At 66.3% G+C, this 19,920-nt stretch carries 17 protein-coding genes; 15 read left to right on the top strand and 2 right to left on the bottom strand.

The window, feature by feature from the left end; genetic code table 11:
* Nucleotide 1 precedes the first annotated feature (1 nt).
* Together AC3IT0_RS10505 and AC3IT0_RS10500 are read left to right on the top strand one after the other, a co-directional pair.
* A complete protein-coding gene (locus AC3IT0_RS10505; RefSeq protein WP_489323625.1) occupies nucleotides 2-2,302 on the top strand; it encodes a DUF5682 family protein in 2,301 nt (766 codons plus the stop codon).
* Entirely contained in the window at nucleotides 2,299-3,489 is a 1,191-nt protein-coding gene (locus AC3IT0_RS10500; RefSeq protein WP_489323624.1) for a VWA domain-containing protein, read from the top strand. The genes AC3IT0_RS10505 and AC3IT0_RS10500 overlap by 4 nt, the downstream gene beginning before the upstream one ends.
* A 440-nt stretch (nucleotides 3,490-3,929) precedes the next feature.
* Here the strand turns inward: AC3IT0_RS10500 and AC3IT0_RS10495 are convergent, their stop codons facing one another.
* Nucleotides 3,930-4,673: a FadR/GntR family transcriptional regulator gene (locus tag AC3IT0_RS10495; protein ID WP_489323623.1), complete on the bottom strand. Its 744-nt coding sequence runs from the start codon at nucleotides 4,671-4,673 to the stop codon at nucleotides 3,930-3,932.
* Between the two features lie 244 nt (nucleotides 4,674-4,917).
* On the opposite strand from AC3IT0_RS10495, the gene AC3IT0_RS10490 reads away from it, so the two are divergent.
* The 13 genes from AC3IT0_RS10490 (at nucleotide 4,918) to AC3IT0_RS10430 (ending at nucleotide 18,647) form a co-directional block, all read left to right on the top strand.
* Complete coding sequence (locus tag AC3IT0_RS10490) at nucleotides 4,918-6,282, top strand: MFS transporter (protein WP_489323622.1); 1,365 nt, start codon at nucleotides 4,918-4,920, stop codon at nucleotides 6,280-6,282.
* 160 nt (nucleotides 6,283-6,442) lie between these two features.
* The gene (locus AC3IT0_RS10485; protein ID WP_489323621.1) at nucleotides 6,443-8,215 is read left to right on the top strand and encodes a dihydroxyacetone kinase family protein; all 1,773 of its coding nucleotides are present in this window, start codon (nucleotides 6,443-6,445) and stop codon (nucleotides 8,213-8,215) included.
* Complete coding sequence (locus tag AC3IT0_RS10480) at nucleotides 8,212-8,682, top strand: ribose-5-phosphate isomerase (protein ID WP_489323620.1); 471 nt, start codon at nucleotides 8,212-8,214, stop codon at nucleotides 8,680-8,682. The genes AC3IT0_RS10485 and AC3IT0_RS10480 overlap by 4 nt, the downstream gene beginning before the upstream one ends.
* Nucleotides 8,666-9,490: a triose-phosphate isomerase family protein gene (locus AC3IT0_RS10475; RefSeq protein WP_489323619.1), complete on the top strand. Its 825-nt coding sequence runs from the start codon at nucleotides 8,666-8,668 to the stop codon at nucleotides 9,488-9,490. Before AC3IT0_RS10480 ends, AC3IT0_RS10475 begins: the two co-directional genes overlap by 17 nt.
* On the top strand, nucleotides 9,487-10,284 hold the full coding sequence (locus tag AC3IT0_RS10470; RefSeq protein WP_489323618.1) for a sugar phosphate isomerase/epimerase family protein: 798 nt from the start codon (nucleotides 9,487-9,489) through the stop codon (nucleotides 10,282-10,284). Before AC3IT0_RS10475 ends, AC3IT0_RS10470 begins: the two co-directional genes overlap by 4 nt.
* 1 nt (nucleotide 10,285) lies before the next feature.
* Nucleotides 10,286-11,146: a phosphogluconate dehydrogenase C-terminal domain-containing protein gene (locus AC3IT0_RS10465; RefSeq protein ID WP_489323617.1), complete on the top strand. Its 861-nt coding sequence runs from the start codon at nucleotides 10,286-10,288 to the stop codon at nucleotides 11,144-11,146.
* A 351-nt stretch (nucleotides 11,147-11,497) separates the two neighbouring features.
* Nucleotides 11,498-12,421, top strand: coding sequence for a carbohydrate ABC transporter permease (locus tag AC3IT0_RS10460; RefSeq protein WP_489323616.1), 924 nt, complete (start codon nucleotides 11,498-11,500; stop codon nucleotides 12,419-12,421).
* Nucleotides 12,411-13,346: a carbohydrate ABC transporter permease gene (locus AC3IT0_RS10455; RefSeq protein WP_489323615.1), complete on the top strand. Its 936-nt coding sequence runs from the start codon at nucleotides 12,411-12,413 to the stop codon at nucleotides 13,344-13,346. Before AC3IT0_RS10460 ends, AC3IT0_RS10455 begins: the two co-directional genes overlap by 11 nt.
* A gap of 50 nt (nucleotides 13,347-13,396) precedes the next feature.
* Complete coding sequence (locus AC3IT0_RS10450; protein ID WP_489323614.1) at nucleotides 13,397-14,695, top strand: ABC transporter substrate-binding protein; 1,299 nt, start codon at nucleotides 13,397-13,399, stop codon at nucleotides 14,693-14,695.
* 2 nt (nucleotides 14,696-14,697) lie between these two features.
* A complete protein-coding gene (locus AC3IT0_RS10445) occupies nucleotides 14,698-15,819 on the top strand; it encodes a Gfo/Idh/MocA family protein (RefSeq protein WP_489323613.1) in 1,122 nt (373 codons plus the stop codon).
* On the top strand, nucleotides 15,816-16,757 hold the full coding sequence (locus AC3IT0_RS10440; RefSeq protein WP_489323612.1) for a DUF6807 domain-containing protein: 942 nt from the start codon (nucleotides 15,816-15,818) through the stop codon (nucleotides 16,755-16,757). Before AC3IT0_RS10445 ends, AC3IT0_RS10440 begins: the two co-directional genes overlap by 4 nt.
* Complete coding sequence (locus AC3IT0_RS10435; protein WP_489323611.1) at nucleotides 16,754-17,500, top strand: cupin domain-containing protein; 747 nt, start codon at nucleotides 16,754-16,756, stop codon at nucleotides 17,498-17,500. The genes AC3IT0_RS10440 and AC3IT0_RS10435 overlap by 4 nt, the downstream gene beginning before the upstream one ends.
* A 100-nt stretch (nucleotides 17,501-17,600) precedes the next feature.
* The gene (locus AC3IT0_RS10430; protein ID WP_489323610.1) at nucleotides 17,601-18,647 is read left to right on the top strand and encodes a LacI family DNA-binding transcriptional regulator; all 1,047 of its coding nucleotides are present in this window, start codon (nucleotides 17,601-17,603) and stop codon (nucleotides 18,645-18,647) included.
* A 12-nt stretch (nucleotides 18,648-18,659) separates the two neighbouring features.
* Here the strand turns inward: AC3IT0_RS10430 and AC3IT0_RS10425 are convergent, their stop codons facing one another.
* Nucleotides 18,660-19,916, bottom strand: coding sequence for a M20 family metallo-hydrolase (locus tag AC3IT0_RS10425; RefSeq protein ID WP_489323609.1), 1,257 nt, complete (start codon nucleotides 19,914-19,916; stop codon nucleotides 18,660-18,662).
* Nucleotides 19,917-19,920: the final 4 nt, after the last annotated feature.

Raw genomic sequence — 19,920 nt, 5'->3', positions numbered from 1 at the left:
GATGACAGCCGTCCACGTCCTGGGGATCCGGCACCACGGTCCCGGGTCGGCACATTCAGTCGCCGAAGCACTCGCAACCCTGCGGCCGGACCTGGTGCTGGTTGAGGGTCCCCCGGAACTTGACCAGGTGATCCCGCTGCTGTCCGATCCGGAGATGGTCCCGCCGGTCGCGGGACTCATCTACGCCGCCGATGAGCCCCGGTTGGCTTCGTTCTACCCGATGGCAAGCTTCTCGCCGGAGTGGGTGGCGATCCGCTGGGCGCTGTCCACCGGCACCCAGGTGCGGGCGATCGACCTGCCCGCGGCGCACACCCTCGGACTCCGGTTGGCTGCCTTCGCTGCCGGGCCGCCGGTGTCAGCCGAGGACGACGGCGACCCCTCCGAAGCGGGCGCGGAACCGGCGGCTCCGCCAGAGCTGCCCTATCGCCCCGATGCCATTGGGATGCTCGCAGGGGCCGCCGGGTACAGCGATGCCGAACGGTGGTGGGAGGACGCGGTCGAACACCGGAACACGGACCCGGTGGAGCGGTTCGCGGCGCTGACCGAGGCCATTGCGGAGATCCGTGCCGTTGACGACAGGCCCGGCGACCATCCCGACGTGATGGAGAACAATCGGCGGGAAGCCGCGATGCGGCGCCTGCTGCGGGCAGCCATGCGAGAAGGGCACGCGCGGATTGCCGTGGTCTGTGGCGCCTACCACGCCCCAGCCCTGGTTCCCGCGGGCTTTCCCCCGGCGTCCGCCGACAACCTGGTGCTAGCCGGCCTACCCAAGGCAAAGATCGCCGTCACCTGGGTGCCGTGGACCTCGGAACGGCTCAGCCTGCGCAGCGGATACGGGGCCGGCGTCACGGCGCCCGGTTGGTACCAGCACCTGTTCACCCACTGGATGTCCCGGGATCCCGGCACGGATGTTTCCACCACCTGGCTGGTCCGGGTAGCCCATGCCCTGCGCCGGGAGAGTCTCGACGCGTCGACTGCCTCCGTGGTGGAGGCAAGCAGGATGGCAACGACCCTTGCCGCCGTCCGTGGACGGCCCAGCCCGGGACTGTCGGAACTCGACGACGCCGCCCAGGCCGTCCTGTGCGACGGTTCATCCCTGCCGCTGGCCCTCGTGCAGCGCGAACTCACCGTCGGACTTGAGCTGGGGAACGTGCCGGAGTCTGCGCCGACCCTCCCCCTGGCCGCCGACCTCGCCGCCACCCAACGCAGGCTCCGGTGGAAACCCAGCGCCATGGAAGAGGTCCTCACCCTTGACCTGCGCAAGCCCAACCAGCTGGCCCGCTCGGTTCTGCTGCACCGGCTGGCGCTGCTCGGCGTGGAGTGGGGTTTGCAGACCGAAACCGGCCGGACCACCGGCACGTTCAAGGAGGTGTGGACCCTCCAGTGGCATCCGGAGCTGGCTGTCACGGTGGTGGAAGCCAGCCGCTACGGCACCACGGTTGCCTCGGCTGCCGCGGCCCGCGTATCCGAACGCGCCCAGGGCTCGGGCAGCCTGGCCGAGCTGAGCGAACTTCTCGCAAACTGCCTGCTCGCCGACCTTCCCGATGGCATCGGCGGCGTCGTGTCCGTCCTTTCCGAGCGCACTGCCCTGCAGCAGGACGTCGCGCCGCTGCTGGAAACCATCGCGCCCCTTGCCCAGACCTGCCGGTACGGCAACGTGCGCGGCGTTGATGTCACGGGCGTACGGAAGATTCTGGACACCACGGTTGTGCGGGCCTGCGTGGGGCTGCCCACGGCCTGTGCCGGGCTGGACGACGAGGCCGCGGACGCCATGCGGCGGGCCGTCGATTCAGCCCAGCAAGGACTTTCCTTGTTGCCTGACCTGCAGCTGGACGACTGGCACCGGGCGCTCGCCGCCGTCGCGGGGCCTGACCGGATCCATGGCTCAGTGGCTGGCCGGGCCACCAGGCTGCTCCTGGACGCGGGCCTGGTTGACGGCGACGACGTAGCGGCCAGGCTCAGCCGCCGGCTGTCAATCGCCACTCCTGCGCGGGAGGCCGCCGCTTGGCTGGATGGCCTGCTCTCCGGCGACGCGACGCTGCTGATTTACGATCGTCGGCTCCTGCAGATCGTGGACGACTGGGTCGCCAGCGTGGACGACGGGATCTTCGACGATGTCCTGCCGCTCCTTCGCAGGACCTTTTCAGCATTCAGCCGGCCGGAGCGGCGGGAGATCGGCGAACAGGTGAGCCGCATTGGCGGCGTCGCCCCGATCGCCGGCCCAACAGCGCTCGACTTGGCGGCCGCGGGCCCCGCGGTCCGCACGATGGCCCGGTATCTCGGATGGGAGGCGATCGCATGACGGACGCGGACGCTGATGGCAGAAACAGTCGTGGCCGGCTGCCCCGTTGGCGCCTGGTGCTCGGCGGGCATGAGGCCGACGGCATCATCACAGCGGAAGGCGACAATGTGGTGCTCTCCACCGCTGACGCCCGCCGCGACCAGGCACTGGAAGACTTGTACGGAGCCGAAAAGCACGGCCGCGGCGGCCTCGGCGCGTCGAGTCCCCGGGTGGCCCGCTGGCTCGGCGACATCCGTGGCTATTTCCCGTCCACCGTGGTGCAGGTGATGCAGGCGGACGCCATGGACCGCCTCGGCTTGAGGCAGTTGCTCCTGGAGCCGGAGATGCTGCGAACCGTACAGCCCGACGTCGGCCTGGTAAGTACGCTGGTCGGCCTCGGCCGGGTGATCCCGGAGCATTCACGCGAGACGGCCAGGGCCGTCATCCGTCAGGTGACGAATGAACTTGAAGAGCGTCTGCGGGCGCGGACCATCCAGGCCGTCTCCGGAGCGTTGAACCGGGCGGCAAGGACACGAAGGCCACGGCACCGGGACATTGACTGGAACCGGACCATCGCCGCCAACCTCAAGCACTACCAGCCGGAATACCGGACGATCGTGCCGGAGCGGCTGGTGGGCCATGCCCGGCGAAGCACGGAGATCCAGAGGGACATAATCCTCTGCATCGACCAGTCCGGTTCGATGGCCGAGTCCGTGGTGTATTCCAGCGTGTTTGGGGCTGTGCTCAGTTCGCTGCGGTCGGTGCGCACCAGGCTGGTGGTCTTCGACACCGCGGTGGTGGACCTGACGGACGAACTGGACGATCCGGTTGATGTGCTGTTTGGTGTGCAACTCGGTGGCGGCACGGACATCAACCGTGCCCTGGCATACTGCCAGGACCAGATCGCCCGGCCCGCCGAGACCATCCTGGTGCTCATCAGCGACCTCTACGAAGGCGGCATTGCGGAGGAGATGCTGCGGCGCGCGGCCACGATCGTGGGGTCCGGGACGACCATGATCGCGCTCCTGGCGTTAAGCGACAGCGGCCATCCGTCATTCGACTCGGACCATGCTGCTGCCCTGGCCGGAATCGGCGTCCCGGCCTTCGCCTGCACGCCGGACCTGTTCCCGGATTTGATGGCGGCGGCCATTGAACGGCGGGATGTGGGCGAGTGGGCCGCCTCCCAGGACATTCCGACGAGCCACTGATCCAGCGGGGTATTCAGGTTGGGTCGGATTGCAGGTTCTGGGCGACTACCGCCAGTGTCTCCCCAGCCGGGCGATAGTCCCCAGGCCCAGGAGCGCCAAGGCAAAGATGTAGGCAGCCGGGAACCACTTCTCAGTCCAGGCCGCCATCCGATGGGCGACTCTGGCTAGCCCTTGGCTAGCCCTTGGCTAGCCCGCGTTCTTCGGTTCCGGTGTTCGTCAGAACTATGCCAGCCACGGTGGACTACCACTCCATTGTGTGCAATCCGTACCCGAGGGAGTCTAGTTCCGGTCCTTTGGGAATCCCGGATATCGCGGTTTCCCAGCAGCGAGTACGACGGCGGAACAGCCGCCGTCGTGCGTCTCACCTGTCGTGTTGCGCTTCTGCGCCCGGTCAGCTGACGGCGCAGATCCTGACCGCGATGAACTGCCGGCCGCAGCTACTACTGCGCGGCGTCGAAGCCGGCGAGCAGACGCCGCGATGCGGTTTCCATGTGCGAGCGCATGGTGTCCGTGACGGCCGCGACATCCCGGGCCTGGAGGGCGGCAAAGATCTCGGCATGCTCCTTCAGGGCGGCCGCAGCATGCCCCTCGTCGGTCAGCGCGCGGTCCACCCAGATCCGCAGCAGGGAGCGGATGCTTTGCAGCAGCTCCTGAAGCACTTGGTTCCCCGAGCCGGCAGCGATTTCCCTATGGAAGGCGGCGTCGGCCTCGACGAAAGCCGAAAGGTCGTCCAGGTTCTTCTCCATGGACTCAAGATTGACGCGCATGCGCGCCAGCGCCTCGTCGGTAATCCTGGTCGCAGCCAGCTGCACGGCCTGCACTTCCAAGCCACTCCGCAGCTCAATGAGCTCACGGGTCCGCGGCTCCCCCAGCATGAGCCCCCAGCTGAGGGTCCGCGGCAGGAGTTCGGAGACGCCGTCGCGCAGGTACGTTCCCGACCCCGGGCGCACGATGACAATGCCCAGGATTTCCAGGGCGGCCAGCGCCTCGCGCACGGCTGAACGTCCGACGCCGAGCGAGGCCGCCAGCTGGCGTTCGGCGGGAAGACGGGTTCCGGCGGCGATGTCACCGCTGGTGAAGTAGGCCATCAGCCGTTCGGCCACCTCGGATACGACAGAGCCTTGCCCCATGGAACCGAGAGCTGCACTGATTTTGGCCGTCGAGGCGGCGGAGTTTAGGGACACAGTCACAGCGTAGCAACCGCACCGGTGATCGAGCTCGTCGAGATCCCGGGCCCTGGATTTCGACAGGCTCAACCATCAGCGCCAAAAATTGAATCAGTCAACCGGTTGACCAATTTAGCGAAGAGTCCTAAGGTTGAGATCACAGGCCTAGCCCCTCCGGCAAGCACCATGCCGCGAAGCCTCGAAACCAGCCCCACGCCTCCAGCGCAGGATGCGGCCGGGACATCAACATCTAGGAGTCAACGTGGACACCACACAATCGGTGGTCGAAAAATCTGCAATCAGGAAAGTGGCGATCCGGCTTGTTCCGTTCGTTGCCCTGATGTTCTTCATCAATTACCTGGACCGCACGGCTATTTCCTTTGCCGGTCCGAACGGCATGAATACGGACCTTGCCCTCTCGGCAGCCCAGTTTGGCTTCGCCTCAGGCGTCTTCTTCATCGGCTACATCCTGCTGGAAATTCCCAGCAACCTGGCACTGCACAAGTTCGGTGCGCGCCGCTGGCTGGCCCGCATCATGGTCAGCTGGGGCATCGTCTCCCTCCTGTTCACCTGGGTGGGCAACGTGGAGCAGCTCTACATCCTGCGCTTCATCCTGGGCGTAGCAGAAGCCGGCTTCTTCCCGGGCGCCATCCTCTTCCTGAGCCTCTGGGTTCCGTCCCGCCACCGCAGCAAAATCCTGGCCCTCTTCTACTTGGCCCAGCCGCTGACCACCGTGATCGGTGCCCCACTGGCCGGCCTCCTCATCCAGCAGCACGGCCTCTTCGGGCTTGAAGGCTGGCGCGTAATGTTCTTCGGCGTCGCCATTCCCGCCATCATCGTCGGCATCATCGCCTGGTTCTACCTCGCCGACTCCCCCGCCAAGGCCAAGTGGCTGACCGCCGAGGAAAAGACCTGGCTGACCGGCGCCCTGGAGAAGGAAAAAAAGGAAACCACCGCCAGCAACAAGCACGTCAGCGTCCGCACCGTCTTCGGCAACGGCCGCGTCTGGATGCTGTCCGCCATCTACTTCGGCTTCATCTACGGCCTGTACGCCCTCGGGTTCTTCCTGCCCACCATCATCGCCGGCTTCGAAGGCATCTACGGCGCCAAGTTCGATGTGCTCCAGAAGGGCCTCATCACCGCCATCCCGTACCTGCCGGCGGCGTTCGCCCTGTACTTCTGGTCCAAGGACGCCACAAAACGTGGCGTCAAGACCTGGCACATCGCCCTCCCGGCCCTCATCGGCGGCCTGAGCATCCCGCTGGCACTGTTCGCCGGCTCGCCGGCCGCCACGATCGCCGTCATCACCATCACGGCCATGTCGATCTTCGCGGCACTGCCTAACTTCTGGACAGTGCCCACCCAGTTCCTCACCGGAGCAGCAGCCGCTGCCGGCATCGCCCTGATCAACACCGTGGGCAACCTTGCCGGATTCAGCGCCGGGTACATCACCGGCTGGCTCAAGGACCTGACCGGCAGCTACACGGTACCGATGTTCGTCGTCGGCGGCTTTATGCTCCTGTCCTCCATCCTCATGGTGGCGCTGAGCCGCTCCGGCAAGGTCAGCGACGGAGTCCCGGCGGAAGCCCTGGACCCTGCGGGGGCCGGACACCACGCCGAGCCGTAACAGGCCCGGAGGCGTCCCCCTTACCCGGGGACGCCTCCGCACCACCTCAACAATCCGGTGGTCGAGCCTGGCGAGACCGATTTCGCTCCCCAACCACCGGGGCCAACCCACCCCGCACCACCCGAACCGACTTCCCCGCAGTTAGGCCCAGGAGCTCCCCATGACACGCCTTTTCAATGAACCAGCAGCCTTCGCTGACGAGATGATCGAAGGCTTTGTTGCCTCCCACGGCCGCTGGGTGAAGCGCGTCTCCGGCGGCGTTGTCCGCAATACCAAGAGCACCCCGGACACGGTGGCGCTGGTGATCGGCGGCGGCTCCGGCCACTACCCCGCTTTCGCCGGGCTGGTGGGACAGGGCCTGGCGCATGGCGCCGCGATGGGCAACTTGTTCGCTTCCCCCTCGGCGCAGCAGGTCTACAACGTGGCGAAGGCCTCCAACAACGGCGCCGGCGTGCTCCTGGGCTACGGCAACTACGCCGGCGATGTCCTGCACTTCAACCAGGCCCAGGACCGCCTCCGGGCGGAAGGCATGGACTGCCGCAGCATTGCCGTCACCGACGACGTCTCCTCCGCCCCGCTGGCTGAGCGCGCCAAGCGGCGCGGCATAGCAGGCGACCTGACCGTCTTCAAGGTGGCCGCCGCTGCCGCGGAAGCCGGCTACCCCATGGACGACGTCGTCACCGTCGCCGAGCGCGCCAACGACCGCACCCGCTCCTTCGGCGTCGCGTTCACCGGCTGCACCCTGCCGGGCGCGGACCACCCGCTGTTCTCCGTCCCCGAGGGCCGGATGGCCGTGGGCATGGGCATCCACGGCGAACCCGGGATCGGCGAGACGGACATCCCGACGGCGGATGAGCTCGCCGAGCTGCTGGTCACCAAGCTCCTCACCGAAATCCCCGACGGTTTGGAGACCAGCGGCGCCCGGGTTGTCCCCATCCTCAACGGCCTGGGCAGCGTCAAATACGAGGAGCTTTTCGTCGTCTACCGCCGCGTCGCCCAGCTCCTGGCCGACGCCGGCTTCGAAACGGTGGACCCGCAGGTGGGCGAACTGGTGACCAGCTTCGACATGGCCGGCACTTCCCTCACCCTCTTCTGGCTCGACGACGAACTCGAGACCCTCTGGAACGCCCCTGCCGACGCTCCGGCCTTCCGCCGCGGTGCCATTACGGCCGCCGCCCTTGAGCCGAACGACGCCGGCGAGGCGGCCGACGTCGAACTCTCCATTCCTGACGCGACGGCGGAGTCCCGCGCCGGCGCCCTCCGCATCCTCGCCGCGCTCGGCGCCGCCAAAGCCGTGGTGGACGCCAACGCCGACGAACTGGGCCGAATCGATGCGATCGCCGGCGACGGTGACCACGGCATCGGCATGGAACGCGGTGTCCGCGCCGCCGTCGCGGCCGCCACGGACGCCGTCGCCCGCGGCGCAGGTGCCGCCACCACGCTGCACTTCGCGGCAGACGCCTGGTCCGACAAGGCCGGCGGCACGTCCGGGGCTCTCTGGGGCATGGCCCTGCGGGCCGTCGGTGACGCGGTCAGGGACACCAAAGCCCCCGACGCCGGAGCTGTCGCCGCCGGAGTCGCCGGCGCCGCGGCCGCGATCATGGACTTCGGCAAAGCCAAGCCCGGAGACAAAACCCTGGTGGACGTCCTGGTACCGTTCCGCGACGCCTTGGCAGCCGGCGTGGACGCCGGGCAGTCCCTCACCGACGCGTGGGGCGCCGCCGCCACGGTTGCGCAGCAAGCCGCCGACGATACCGCCCAACTGCTGCCGCTTATGGGCCGCGCCCGCCCGCACGCCGAGAAGAGCCTCGGCACCCCGGACGCCGGCGCGGTATCCATGGCCCTGATCGTCCGGGCCATCCACAACACCTTCGGCGAGAACTCTTTCGCCGGGAACACCCCCAGCAACAACACAGTCAAGGAGAACGCATGAGCGCCAAACTGCGCCTGGTCATCGGAGCCGATGACGCCGGATTCGAATACAAGGAAGCCCTGAAGGCAGACCTGCTGGCCTCGGATCTGGTTGAGTCCGTGACCGATGTGGGAGTGGACGCCACCAGCCACACGCCCTACCCGTCCGTGGCCATCGCCGCCGCAGAACTCATCGCCGCCGGCAAGGCCGACCGCGCCCTGCTGGTCTGCGGCACCGGCCTCGGCGTGGCCATCGCAGCCAACAAAGTCCCAGGCATCCGCGCCGTCACCGCCCACGACAGTTTCTCCGTGGAACGCTCGGTCCTGAGCAACAACGCCCAGATCCTCACCTTCGGCCAGCGCGTCGTCGGCCTGGAGCTGGCACGCCGGCTCGCCAAGGAATGGCTCACCTACACCTTCGACGAAACCTCCGCCTCCGCAGAGAAAGTCACGCTGATTAAGGACTACGAGGGTGTCACTTCCTGCTAACCCCGCCGGCAACGGCATGGCAAAACCGAAGGCCATCATCGGCGTCAGCCTGAAGATGTACTTCGGCTACGCCCGCTCGGTGGACTACTGCCGCGACGTGGCCGCCATCTCGTTCGCGCACCCGGCGGTCCAGAGCGGCGACATTGAGCTGTTCGTCCTGCCCAGCCTCCCGGCGCTTCCCGAAGCTGCCCGCATCCTGGGCACTGCCGGGGCGGCCACCGGGGCCCAGGACATCTTCTGGGAAGACGAAGGCGCATTCACCGGTGAAGTCGGCGGCAAGACCGTGGCTGAGCTCGGCGGCCGCTACGCCGAGGTGGGCCACGCCGAACGCCGCCGGATCTTCGGGGAAGACGACGGCATCATCGGGCTGAAGACGGCCGCCGCCTACCGCAACGGCCTCACGCCCATCCTGTGTGTCGGCGAACTTCACGCCGGCTCGCCGGAAGAAGCCATCGCGCAGTGCACCGCCGAGATCGACGCCGCCCTCACCCGCGCCCAGTCGCTGGGACCCGTCGGCCGGACCATCGTGGCCTACGAGCCGCAATGGGCCATCGGCGCCCCGGAACCCGCCACCCCGGACTACATCAGCGCCGTCATCACCGGTCTGGACGCGCACCTGCGCACCCTGCCCGGCCAGGCGGACAGCCGGGTCATCTACGGCGGCAGCGCCGGCCCCGGCCTGATCACCCGACTGGACTCCGCCGTCGCCGGCCTGTTCCTGGGCCGCTTCGCCCACGATCCGAAGGCGCTGAAGACCATCCTGGACGAGACGGCTGGGCGTCTGGCTGCGAAGGCGGTGGCGGCATGAGCAGGATTGGATTGAGCAGCTATGCGTTTTTCTGGCAGCTCTCGGACCAAGTCAGCGAACCGCTCAGCATCCACCAGGCGCTGGAGCGGACCGCGGCACTGGGCGTGGACCTCTTCCAGGTCTGCGACTACGCCCCGCTAGAAGCCATGACGAACTCCGAACTGGCAGCCGTCCGGGCCACAGCTGACCGGCTGGGCATCACCTTGGAAGTCGGGACGAAGGGCATCCGCCCGGAGCACCTGCGCAAGTTCCTGCACATTGCCGGCATCCTGGACTCTCCCCTGCTGCGGACCATGTTTAACGTACCGGGCCACACGCCGGACAACGAGGAAGCCGTAGAAATCTTCACCGAAGTGCTCCCCGAATTTGAGGCTGCCGGGGTGAAGATCGCGGTGGAAACCTATGAGCAGGTGCCCACCACACGGATCCTGGACGTGATCCGGGCAGTGGACAGCCCGTACCTCGGCATCTGCAGCGACCCGGCCAACACCGTCGCGGCCCTGGAAATGCCGCGCGAGGTGATTGACGCCGTCGCCCCGTATGTCCTGAACATGCACATCAAGGACTTTGCGTTCAGCCGCAAGGACGGCTGGGTCGGGTTCACGTACGCGGGTGCACCGCTCGGCGAAGGCCTGCTCGACTACGAATACATGGTCACCAAATTCCAGCCCCACCAAAGAAACATCAACCAGATCGTCGAACACTGGCTGCCATGGCAGGACTCCGAAGCGGAAACCATCCGCCTCGAAAACCAGTGGACCCAGCACAGCATCGAATTCCTAAGGAGCAAGTGAAATGTCAGCAGAAAAATTGACCGTCGCCGTCGTCGGAGCCGGTGGCAAAATGGGGATGCGCGTATCCCGGAACCTCCAGAAGAGCGCCCACACCGTCTTCTACAGCGAGAACTCCCCCGCCGGCCAGGAGCGCGTCCGCTCCGAAGGCCGCGACATCACCTCCACTGAGGACGCCGTCAAGGGCGCCGACGTGGTCATCCTCGCCGTCCCGGACACCGTCCTGGGCGTGGTGTCCGAGGGTGTTGTCCCCCAGATGAAGGCCCGCGCGATCCTGCTCACCCTGGACCCCGCCGCCGCCTACGCCGGGCTGCTGGCAAAGCGCGACGACGTCGTCCAGGCGGTGGCGCACCCGTGCCACCCGTCCGTGTTCTTGGAGCGCACCAGCAAGGAGGAATGGGCCGACACCTTCGGCGGCGAGGGCGCCCCGCAGAACGTGGTTGCCGCGATCGACGAGGACGCCCCGGAAGACTCCAAGGCAGCCGCCGAGGCCACCATTCGCATCATCTACGCACCCGTGATCGACGTCCACTGGGTCACCGTGAAGCAGCTCGCCATCCTCGAGCCCACCCTGGTGGAAACCGTGGCCTGCATGATCGGCACCCTCCTCAACGAGGCGCTGTACGAGACCGTGCACACCGCCGGCGTTCCCGAGGAAGCGGCCAAGGCCATGCTGTTCGGCCACGTCCAGATCGCCCTCACCAACGCGCTGCGCGGCTCGAACCCGTTCTCGGAGGCCTGCGAAATCGCCATCCAGTATGGCAAGGACACCATCATCAAGGACGACTGGAAGAAGATCTTCGACGACTCCGAGCTGGACGGCGTCATCGCCAAGATGCTCAAGCTGGACGCCGTCAAGCGCTAGTTTCCAAGTAATGGCCCGGTGCGCGGCAGTTGCCGCGCACCGGGCTATTAGTGTTTCCTGCTGGATCTGACTCCCGGGCAATTCTTCCCGCCACTAATCCGTTGACAGAAAGTGATCGATAACTAATACTTGTGTTATCGATCACTTTAGTCGGGATTGAGAGCCAACACCTCCATTCTGCAGCGTCATCATCTGATGGCCCCGGTCGACACCGTTTTCCTCCATACATCGCGGACGTTCCTGTGCCACGCCGCAGTGGGCCCAACGTCCCAGTTAGGAAGCAATGAAACTGTCACTCCGCCCGGGCACCAGAGATGCCGCCTACCGGGCTCCGCGATCGCAGGCTGCGCCATGAGCGCCCTCTCCGAGCTCAGCAGGCTCAAGGGCAACGGCCTGGGCGCTGAAGCCCGGGACACCAAGGCCGCCATGGTCTTCCTCGGCCCCTGGCTGGTGGGCCTGGTGGCCATCACGCTCGGCCCGATGCTGATCTCGCTGTACCTGTCCTTCACCGACTACAACCTTCTCCAGGAACCGAACCTAGTAGGCTTCGAGAATTTCGCGAGGATGCTTGAGGACTCCCGCCTGCAGAACTCGCTCAAGGTCACGTTCATCTATGTTCTGGTGGGCGTCCCCCTCCAACTGGCCGTCGCCCTGCTCATCGCAATCGTCCTGGACCGTGGCATCCGCGGCCTCCCGTTCTACCGGTCCGTGTTCTACCTGCCGTCACTGCTCGGCGGATCGGTCGCCGTAGCCATCCTGTGGAAGCAGATCTTCGGCACCACCGGCCTGGTGAACCAGTTCCTGGCGATCGTCGGGATCGAAGGCCTGGGCTGGATCTCGGACCCCAGCACGGCCCTGAGCACCATCATCCTGCTGCACATCTGGACCTTCGGCAGCCCCATGATCATCTTCCTGGCGGGCCTCCGGCAGATCCCCCACATGTACTACGAGGCGGCGCAGGTGGACGGTGCTTCCAAGGCGGCCCAGTTCTTCAGGATCACGCTGCCGCTGCTGAGCCCCATCATCTTCTTCAACCTGGTGCTGCAGATCGTGGGCGCCTTCCAGTCCTTCACGCAGGCATTCATTGTCTCCGGAGGCACGGGCGGCCCCTCGGATTCAACGATGTTCTTCACGCTGTACCTGTACCAGAAGGGCTTCGGCCAGTTCGACATGGGCTACGCCTCGGCCATGGCATGGGTGCTCCTGCTCATCATCGGTGCCTTCACCGCCATCAACTTCTACGCCTCAAAGTTCTGGGTGTTCTATGACGACTGAAATCCGGCCACGGCCCATCACACTCAGCAACCTAACCGCCTCCAGTACCGATCCAGGGCAGCGCAGGAACTCCCGCCAACGCTCCAAGTCGCCCTCCGCCATCCGCCTCCGCGCCTTGGCCAAACACCTTATCCTGACCGTGTCCGCCCTGGCCATGATCTACCCGTTGCTCTGGATGATCGCCTCCTCGCTACGGCCCAACGACCTGATCTTCCGGGAACCCGGGCTACTGCTCTCCACATTCGAGGCGAGCAACTACAGCGAGGGCTGGAACGCACTGGCAAGCCCGTTTTCCACCTACCTGCTGAACTCAGCGGTGTTGGTGCTGGGCTGCATCCTCGGAAACCTGGTGTCCTGCTCCATGGCCGCCTACGCCTTCGCCCGCCTGAACTTCAAGGGCAAGAAATGGCTGTTCGGAGCGATGCTGATCTCCATCATGCTTCCATTCCATGTGGTGATCGTGCCGCAGTACATCCTGTTCTCGCAGATCGGGTGGGTGAACACGTTCTGGCCCATCATCGTCCCGAAGCTACTGGCCACCGATGCGTTCTTCGTGTTCCTGATGGTCCAGTTCATCCGCGGCATCCCGAAAGACCTCGACGAAGCTGCACGGATCGACGGCGCCGGCCACCCGCGCATCTTCCTCCAGGTGATCCTTCCTCTGATGGTGCCGGCGCTGGCAACCACCACGATCTTCACCTTCATCTGGACCTGGAACGACTTCTTCAGCCAGCTGATCTACCTCACGGATCCACAGATGTTCACCGTGCCGGTGGCACTGCGAGCCTTCATCGATGCCACCGCCTCCACCTCCTGGGGGTCACTGTTCGCCATGTCCATCGTCTCCCTTCTTCCCGTGTTTATCGCTTTCCTGCTCGGCCAGAAGTTCCTGGTCAAGGGCATCGCCACCACCGGCATCAAATAGCCCCCATCAGACGTGGCGCCGACGACGACGCCACTCACGAAAGGACTCCCATGAACCACACGCCCACCCGCCGAAGCTACCTAAAGCTCTCCGCCGCCGTCGCAGCATCCGTCCTGGCCTTGTCAGGATGCGCCGCCGGCACACCAGCCGCGGACGAGACAGGCCCAGTCACCATCAGGTTCACTTGGTGGGGCGGTGATGCCCGCCAGAAGGCAACACAGAAAGTCATCGACGCCTTCCACGCTGAAAACCCGAACATCACGGTGGTGGGCGAATATAGCGACTGGAACGGCTACTGGGACAAGCTCGCCACCCAGGTGGCCGCCAACGACGCCCCCGACATCATCCAAATGGACGAGAAGTACGTCCGCGAATATGGCGACCGAGGCGCTCTGCTGGACATCAAGAAACTCAGCGGGCTGGATACCTCCGGCATTGAACCGGACACGCTTAAGAGCGGCGAGGTGGACGGCCAGCTCGTGGGCCTGGTCACCGGCGTGGCCACTTTCTGCATCGCTGCCAACCCCGGCGTCCTCGCGAAGGCTGGCGTGGCCATGCCCGACGACACCACCTGGACGTGGGAGGACTACCAGAAGCTCGGCAAGCAGATCAGTGACAGCGGAGCCGGCGCCACCGGCGTCGGTGTCCAGTACGGCGACCAGGACCTCTACATCTGGGCACGGCAGAATGGCGACCGCCTCTACGACGACTCCGGCAAGGTGGTTATCAAGCCCGAGACCCTCACTGCCTTCTGGAAAAACACACTGGAGCTGTCGACGTCCGGCGCCGGACCCAAGCCCTCCGCGATCATTGAAAACGCCTCGGCCTCGCTGAACCAGACTGCCCTGGCCAAGAACGAGATGGGCTTCGCCGGCGTGTTCAGCACGCAGCTCACGGCATTCTCGGGGGCAAGCGGCCAGGAGCTTAAGCTGCTGCGCCTCCCCGGCGAATCAAGTGCTGAGCAACGCGGCGCCTATTACAAGCCGTCAATGTTCTGGTCCGTGTCGTCCCGCACCAAGCACCAAAAGGCCGCCGAAAAGTTCCTCAACTACCTGACCAACAGCCAGACCGCCGCGGACATCATGCTCACCGAACGCGGGATCCCGGCGAACACCAAAATCCGTGAGGCCATCGCGCCCAAGCTTAACGCCACGGACAAGGCCGCCATCGATTTCACCGACGCCATCGCCGACGAGGTCCGTCCCGCCCCGCCCATCACGCCCGCCGGCGGCAGCACCATCCTGGACATCCTCAGCCGCTACACCTCCGACATCCTGTTCGAACGCACTACCCCCGAAAAGGCCGCACAGCCTTTCATCGACGAACTCTCCTCCTCACTCCGGAAGTAGACATGACTGACAAAAACAATCACGACGACGGCACGCCACTGCGCGTGGCGTTCGTGGGCACCGGCGGCATCGCCAACGCCCACGCGCAGGCCCTGCAGCAGCAGCCGGGCGTGGAACTCGCCGCCGCCATCGACATCGACCCGTCCCGCGCGGCGGCCTTCGCCACCAAGTGGGGCGTCACCCGCACCGCAGCGAACCTCCAAGAAGCGGCCGACGGCGGCAGGCTGGATCTCGTAGCCATCTGCACACCGCCGTCCAGCCACTTTCCACTCGCACTGGAGGCGCTCTCGCTCGGCCTGCACACAGTCATCGAAAAACCCCCGGCGCTTTCCCTGAGCCAGATGCGCGAACTCGAAGCCGCCGAGGCAGGATCGGCAGGATCGCTGAGCTGCATCTTCCAGCACCGGTTCGGGTCCGGCGCCCAGCGGCTGCTCGCCCTGCAGCGCTCCGGCGCCCTCGGCAGGCAGCTCGTGGGAACCTGCAACACCCTCTGGTTCCGCGACCAGCCCTACTTCGATGTGCCCTGGCGGGGACTGTGGGACGTTGAAGGGGGCGGGCCCACCATGGGCCACGGCATCCACCAGTTCGACCTGCTCCTGCACCTCTGGGGCCCGTGGTCCGAACTGACGGCCTTCGCCGGCAAGCTTGCCCGGAAGACCGACACCGAGGATGCCTCCGCCGCGGTGGTCCGCTTCGAATCCGGCGCCATCGCCACCATCATCAACTCCGTGATCTCGCCCCGCGAAGCCTCCTACCTCCGGCTGGACTACGAAAACGCGACCGTCGAACTGGACCATCTCTACGGCTACACCGACCACAACTGGACGGTGACGCCGGCACCCGGCCAGGACACCGTCGTCGGCCTCTGGGCCCAGGGCGAGGACCAGCAAAGCGGCCACGCGGCGCAGTACGCGGCCATCATCCGCAGCCTGCAGGGAGGCGAAGCCGCCCCCGTCTCCATCACCGACGCCTACGCCACCATGGAGCTGGCCGCCGCCATCTACGCGTCCAGCGTCAGCGGAACCACCATCGCCCGCGGCCAGATCGATGAGTCCAGCCCGTTCTTCACCCGCATGGACGGCCACCTTGAACCCTGGAAGCAAGAGGAAGCACTCAACGCATGAGCACATCAACAGCACTCACCTGGCGCGATGACAACCAGTCCCTGACCGTCTCGCTCGGGGACCTGGAAATCGCCACCTACACCTACGACGCCACCGACGAACAGCGCGAATCACCGCGGCCGTTCTTCCACCCGCTGCGCACCACCGCCGGGGAAACCGTCAGCGTGTACCGGCCCTGGGACCACGTGTGGCACAAAGGCATCGCCTGGTCCCTGCCCCACTTCGGCGACGACAACTTCTGGGGCGGGCCCAGCTACCGCCGCGGGGAAGACTACAAATGGCTCCCCAACAACGGAAGCATGCGGCACGAACGCGTCATCAACGCCGGGCTCGACGGCGGCGCCTTCCGTTTCACTCATGCGCTCAGCTGGTGGACGCAGGGCGGGAAGAAGGTTGTGGACGAGGTCCGCAGCATCCGGATCAGCCCCGGCGCTGACGAAAGCTCCTGGAACCTGGTCTTCGAAACGGCCATGACCAACGTCTCCGGCAGCGACATCCGGATCGGCTCCCCCACCACCGAAGGACGCGAAAACGCCGGCTACGGCGGCCTGTTCTGGCGCGGGCCCCGCGAATTCGCCGGCGGCCGGATCGCCGGCCCCGGCGGCGCCAGCGGCGAAGCACTCCGCGGCACGCGCGGGCCGTGGCTCGCGTTTGTCGGCCAGCACGATGACACCTGCCGCTTCTCCACCGTGCTGATCGCCGACGACACCAACAACGCCCAGCACCCGCCCGAGTGGTTCGCCCGGTCCGAGCCTTTCGCCTGCTTCGGCCCCGCCCCGTTCTTCAGCGAGGAGTTCACCTTCGCCGCCGGCGCCACCATGGTCAACCGGTACGCCGTGGTGATCGCCGACGGCGACTCCGACGGGGAGCGGCTCGACGCCCTCGCAGCAGCAGCCGCCGCCTCGCTGCAGCAACAAAAGGTGGCGTCGCACGCATGACGGCAACCCGGCAGACGGCACCCTTCCCCGGCGCGGTGGCCCTCACGCGGCTTGGCGTCTACGACTGGGAGGCGTCCGATGGCGTGTGCGGGGGTTCCCCGCACATGCACACGGCCTCCACCGAGGCCTACCTGGTGCTGGCGGGAACCGGGCGGGTGGAAACGATCACAGTGTCCGGCTACGAGTCCCACGACTTGGCCCCCAACGACCTCCTGTGGTTCAGTCCCGGAACGATCCACCGGATCGTAAACACCGGAGGCCTGGACGTCCTGGCCATCATGCAGAACGGCGGGCTGCCGGAAGCCGGCGACGCGGTCCTCACATTCGAGGCGGACATCGTGGCCGACGCTGGCCGGTACGCTCGGACCGCAGCGCTCGACGGCGGGCCTGGCCCGGCGTCGGACTCGCTGGCTTCCGCTGCCCTCACCCGGCGGGACGCGGCGCTGGCCGGTTACCGGCTGCTGAAGGACGCCGCGCTGGCGGGCGACTTCGACGCCGTCGAACAGTTCCACCGAGACGCCGTCAGGCTGGTCCAGTCCCGGGTCCCGGGGTGGCGGGAACTCTGGAACGAGAGGATCGCGCCCGAGGCGGCGCGGACGGAGCAGTGGCTGGCCGACCTGGCAGAGGGCCGGTTCGGCCACTTTAAGGACGCCGCCGTGTCCAGGACGGCGCCGGTCAACCCGGACCTGGTTTTCGGCATGTGCGGGATGCTGCAGAAATGGGACTCCGGCGGACCCGCCTGAGCCACCGATGCGGGTGCGGTCGCGGCAAAGCGGGAGGGATTAGGCTGGACCGGATCCCTCCCGCGACAATCGCAGGACGAAAATCTGAAGGGACGCCACCATGGTGCAATCAGCTGCAGGACCGGGCCGGTCAAAGGCACCCACTATCTATGACGTGGCGGACCTGGCCGGTGTATCCCATCAGACTGTGTCCCGTTATCTGCGTGACAAGTCGAAACTGAAGCCGGCCACGGTGGAGCGCGTTGAAATGGCGTTGTCGGAGCTGAACTACACACCGAATCTCGCAGCGCGGTCGCTGCGATCGCGTGAGCTCTACCGAGTCGTGGTGGTGGTTCCCGAGGCCTCCCTGTACTTTCCGGCGCGCATGCTCAACGGCGCTTCCAGTGCGGCCCATTCTGCGGGCTACCGCGTAGACGTAATCGCCATGGAGGGAACCGCCGAGGCCCGCGCACAACAGCTGCGAAACCTGCTGTCCGGAGAGGACATCGCCGGGATCCTGTCTTTTGTGCCCCGGCCAAAGTCCGCTGTGGCCGTCGATGGCGAATCATCGGTCCCGTTGATGGTGGCCGGCGAGTACGACAACAAAATGCGCGCCCGCGGCAGTCTGGCGGACGGCACGGCCGCAGCAAAAATCGTCCAATACCTGGCCTCGCTGGGGCACCGGAATTTCTTCCACGTTGCCGGACCCGCCGCCTGGCCGTCCGCCCGCAACCGCAAGGCAGCCTACGAGGAAGCCATTGCGGAACTGGGATTGACGTCCGTGGGCATCGCGGCCGGTGACTGGTCCCCGGCGTCCGGCTACGCTGCCGGCAAGAAGATTGCCGGCCTGAAGGACGTAACGGCCGTTGTAGCGGGCAACGACCAGATGGCCATTGGCGTCATCCGTGCCTTGCACGAGCGCGGCATACCGGTACCGGGGGAAGTCAGCGTGTTCGGCTGGGACGACATGTCCGAATCCTCATTCCTGATTCCGTCCCTTTCAACTGTGCACATGGACCTTGAAACGCTCGGCGCCCGAAGCATGAAGGAACTCATCGCGCGGATTCGCGGCATTAACACATCGACCGAAACCCTGGTGCTGGACCCCATGGAGTTGGTCATGCGGGAGTCGACGGGACCAGTGCGGGCCTCGGGCGGACAGGCTTAGCCTGCCGCTCCCCTAGCCCTCCAGCTCGCCGTTGCAGAGGCGGTTGACCACTTCGGTGAGCATGGCGAGGCCGGCCACGATGTCCTCGTCGGTGGTGTATTCGTGTTCGTTATGGGAGATTCCGTCCACGCTCGGGACGAACAGCATCACGGTGGGGACCAGGTCCTTCATGTTGATCGAATCGTGCCCGGCGAGAGTCATGACCTGCGTGCTGGACAGGCCCAGGTCCGCGGCCACCTTGGCTGCGAGCTCCACGCCTTCGGTCTGGTACGGGGTCACCGGCCAGGAGTGCGAATGGTTCCGCTCCACGCTGATGTTGGCCGCGCGTTCAATCGCCGGGATCCGTTCGTGAAGCAGGGCATCGGCCTCGGCCAGGACGGACTCGTCCGCGCTGCGCAGGTCCAGCAGGAGGTTGACCCGGGACGGAACCACCACGGGCGAATTGGGGTACACGGTCAACTCGCCCACCGAGGTGTGCAGCACGCCAGGGAACCTGTCGGCCAGTTCGCGGGCCGCCACCACGAGCATGGCGGCGCCGAGGAGGGCGTCCTTGCGGTCGGCGATCACGGTGGAACCTGTGTGGGCCTGTTCGCCGTGGACCACAAACTCGTATTTGTTGGCCGCCCAGCTGGACTGCACCAGGCCGATGGTGATGCCGTCGCGTTCCATGCTGCGGCCCTGCTCGATGTGGATTTCGGCGCAGGAGGCAGCGGCTGGTCCGTCGTAGTCGCCGCGACAGCCGACGCCGTCCAACGCCTCGCGGACACTGATCCCCTGCGTGTCCGTGGTGTCGAGGGCCGTTTCAAGGGCGAGCTTGCCGGTATAGACGGAGGATCCCATCATGGACGGCTTGAAACGGGAACCTTCCTCGTTGAACCAGTTCACCACCGCGATGTTGAATTTCGGAGTCGCGGAGCCGCCCGCCCACTTCTCCACCAGCCGGAAGGCTGCGTGGGCCGCGGCCAGGACGCCGAAGGCGCCGTCGTAGCGGCCCGCCGTCGGCTGCGAATCCATGTGCGAGCCGACCACCACAAAGGGCGCCCCCGGCACGGCCTCGAAAAGGCCCCACTGGTTGCCGGCGCGATCGAACTTCACGGTGAACCCGCGGACCTCCAGCATGCCGGTCAGCCAGCGGCGCTGCTCGCCGTCCGCGGCCGTGGCTGCCTGGCGGTCCACGCCGCCGTTTTCCGTGGCGCCGAACCGGCTCATGGTCCGGAAGTCTTCAACGAAGGCGACGTCGGGGGCGGTGAAGGTGGGTGTTGTAGTCATGGTG

The sequence above is a fragment of the Pseudarthrobacter sp. KH_020_B genome (assembly GCF_057840185.1).
The sequence above is the reverse complement of the archived record's forward strand: the minus strand, read 5'-3'. Positions and strand labels throughout refer to the sequence as shown.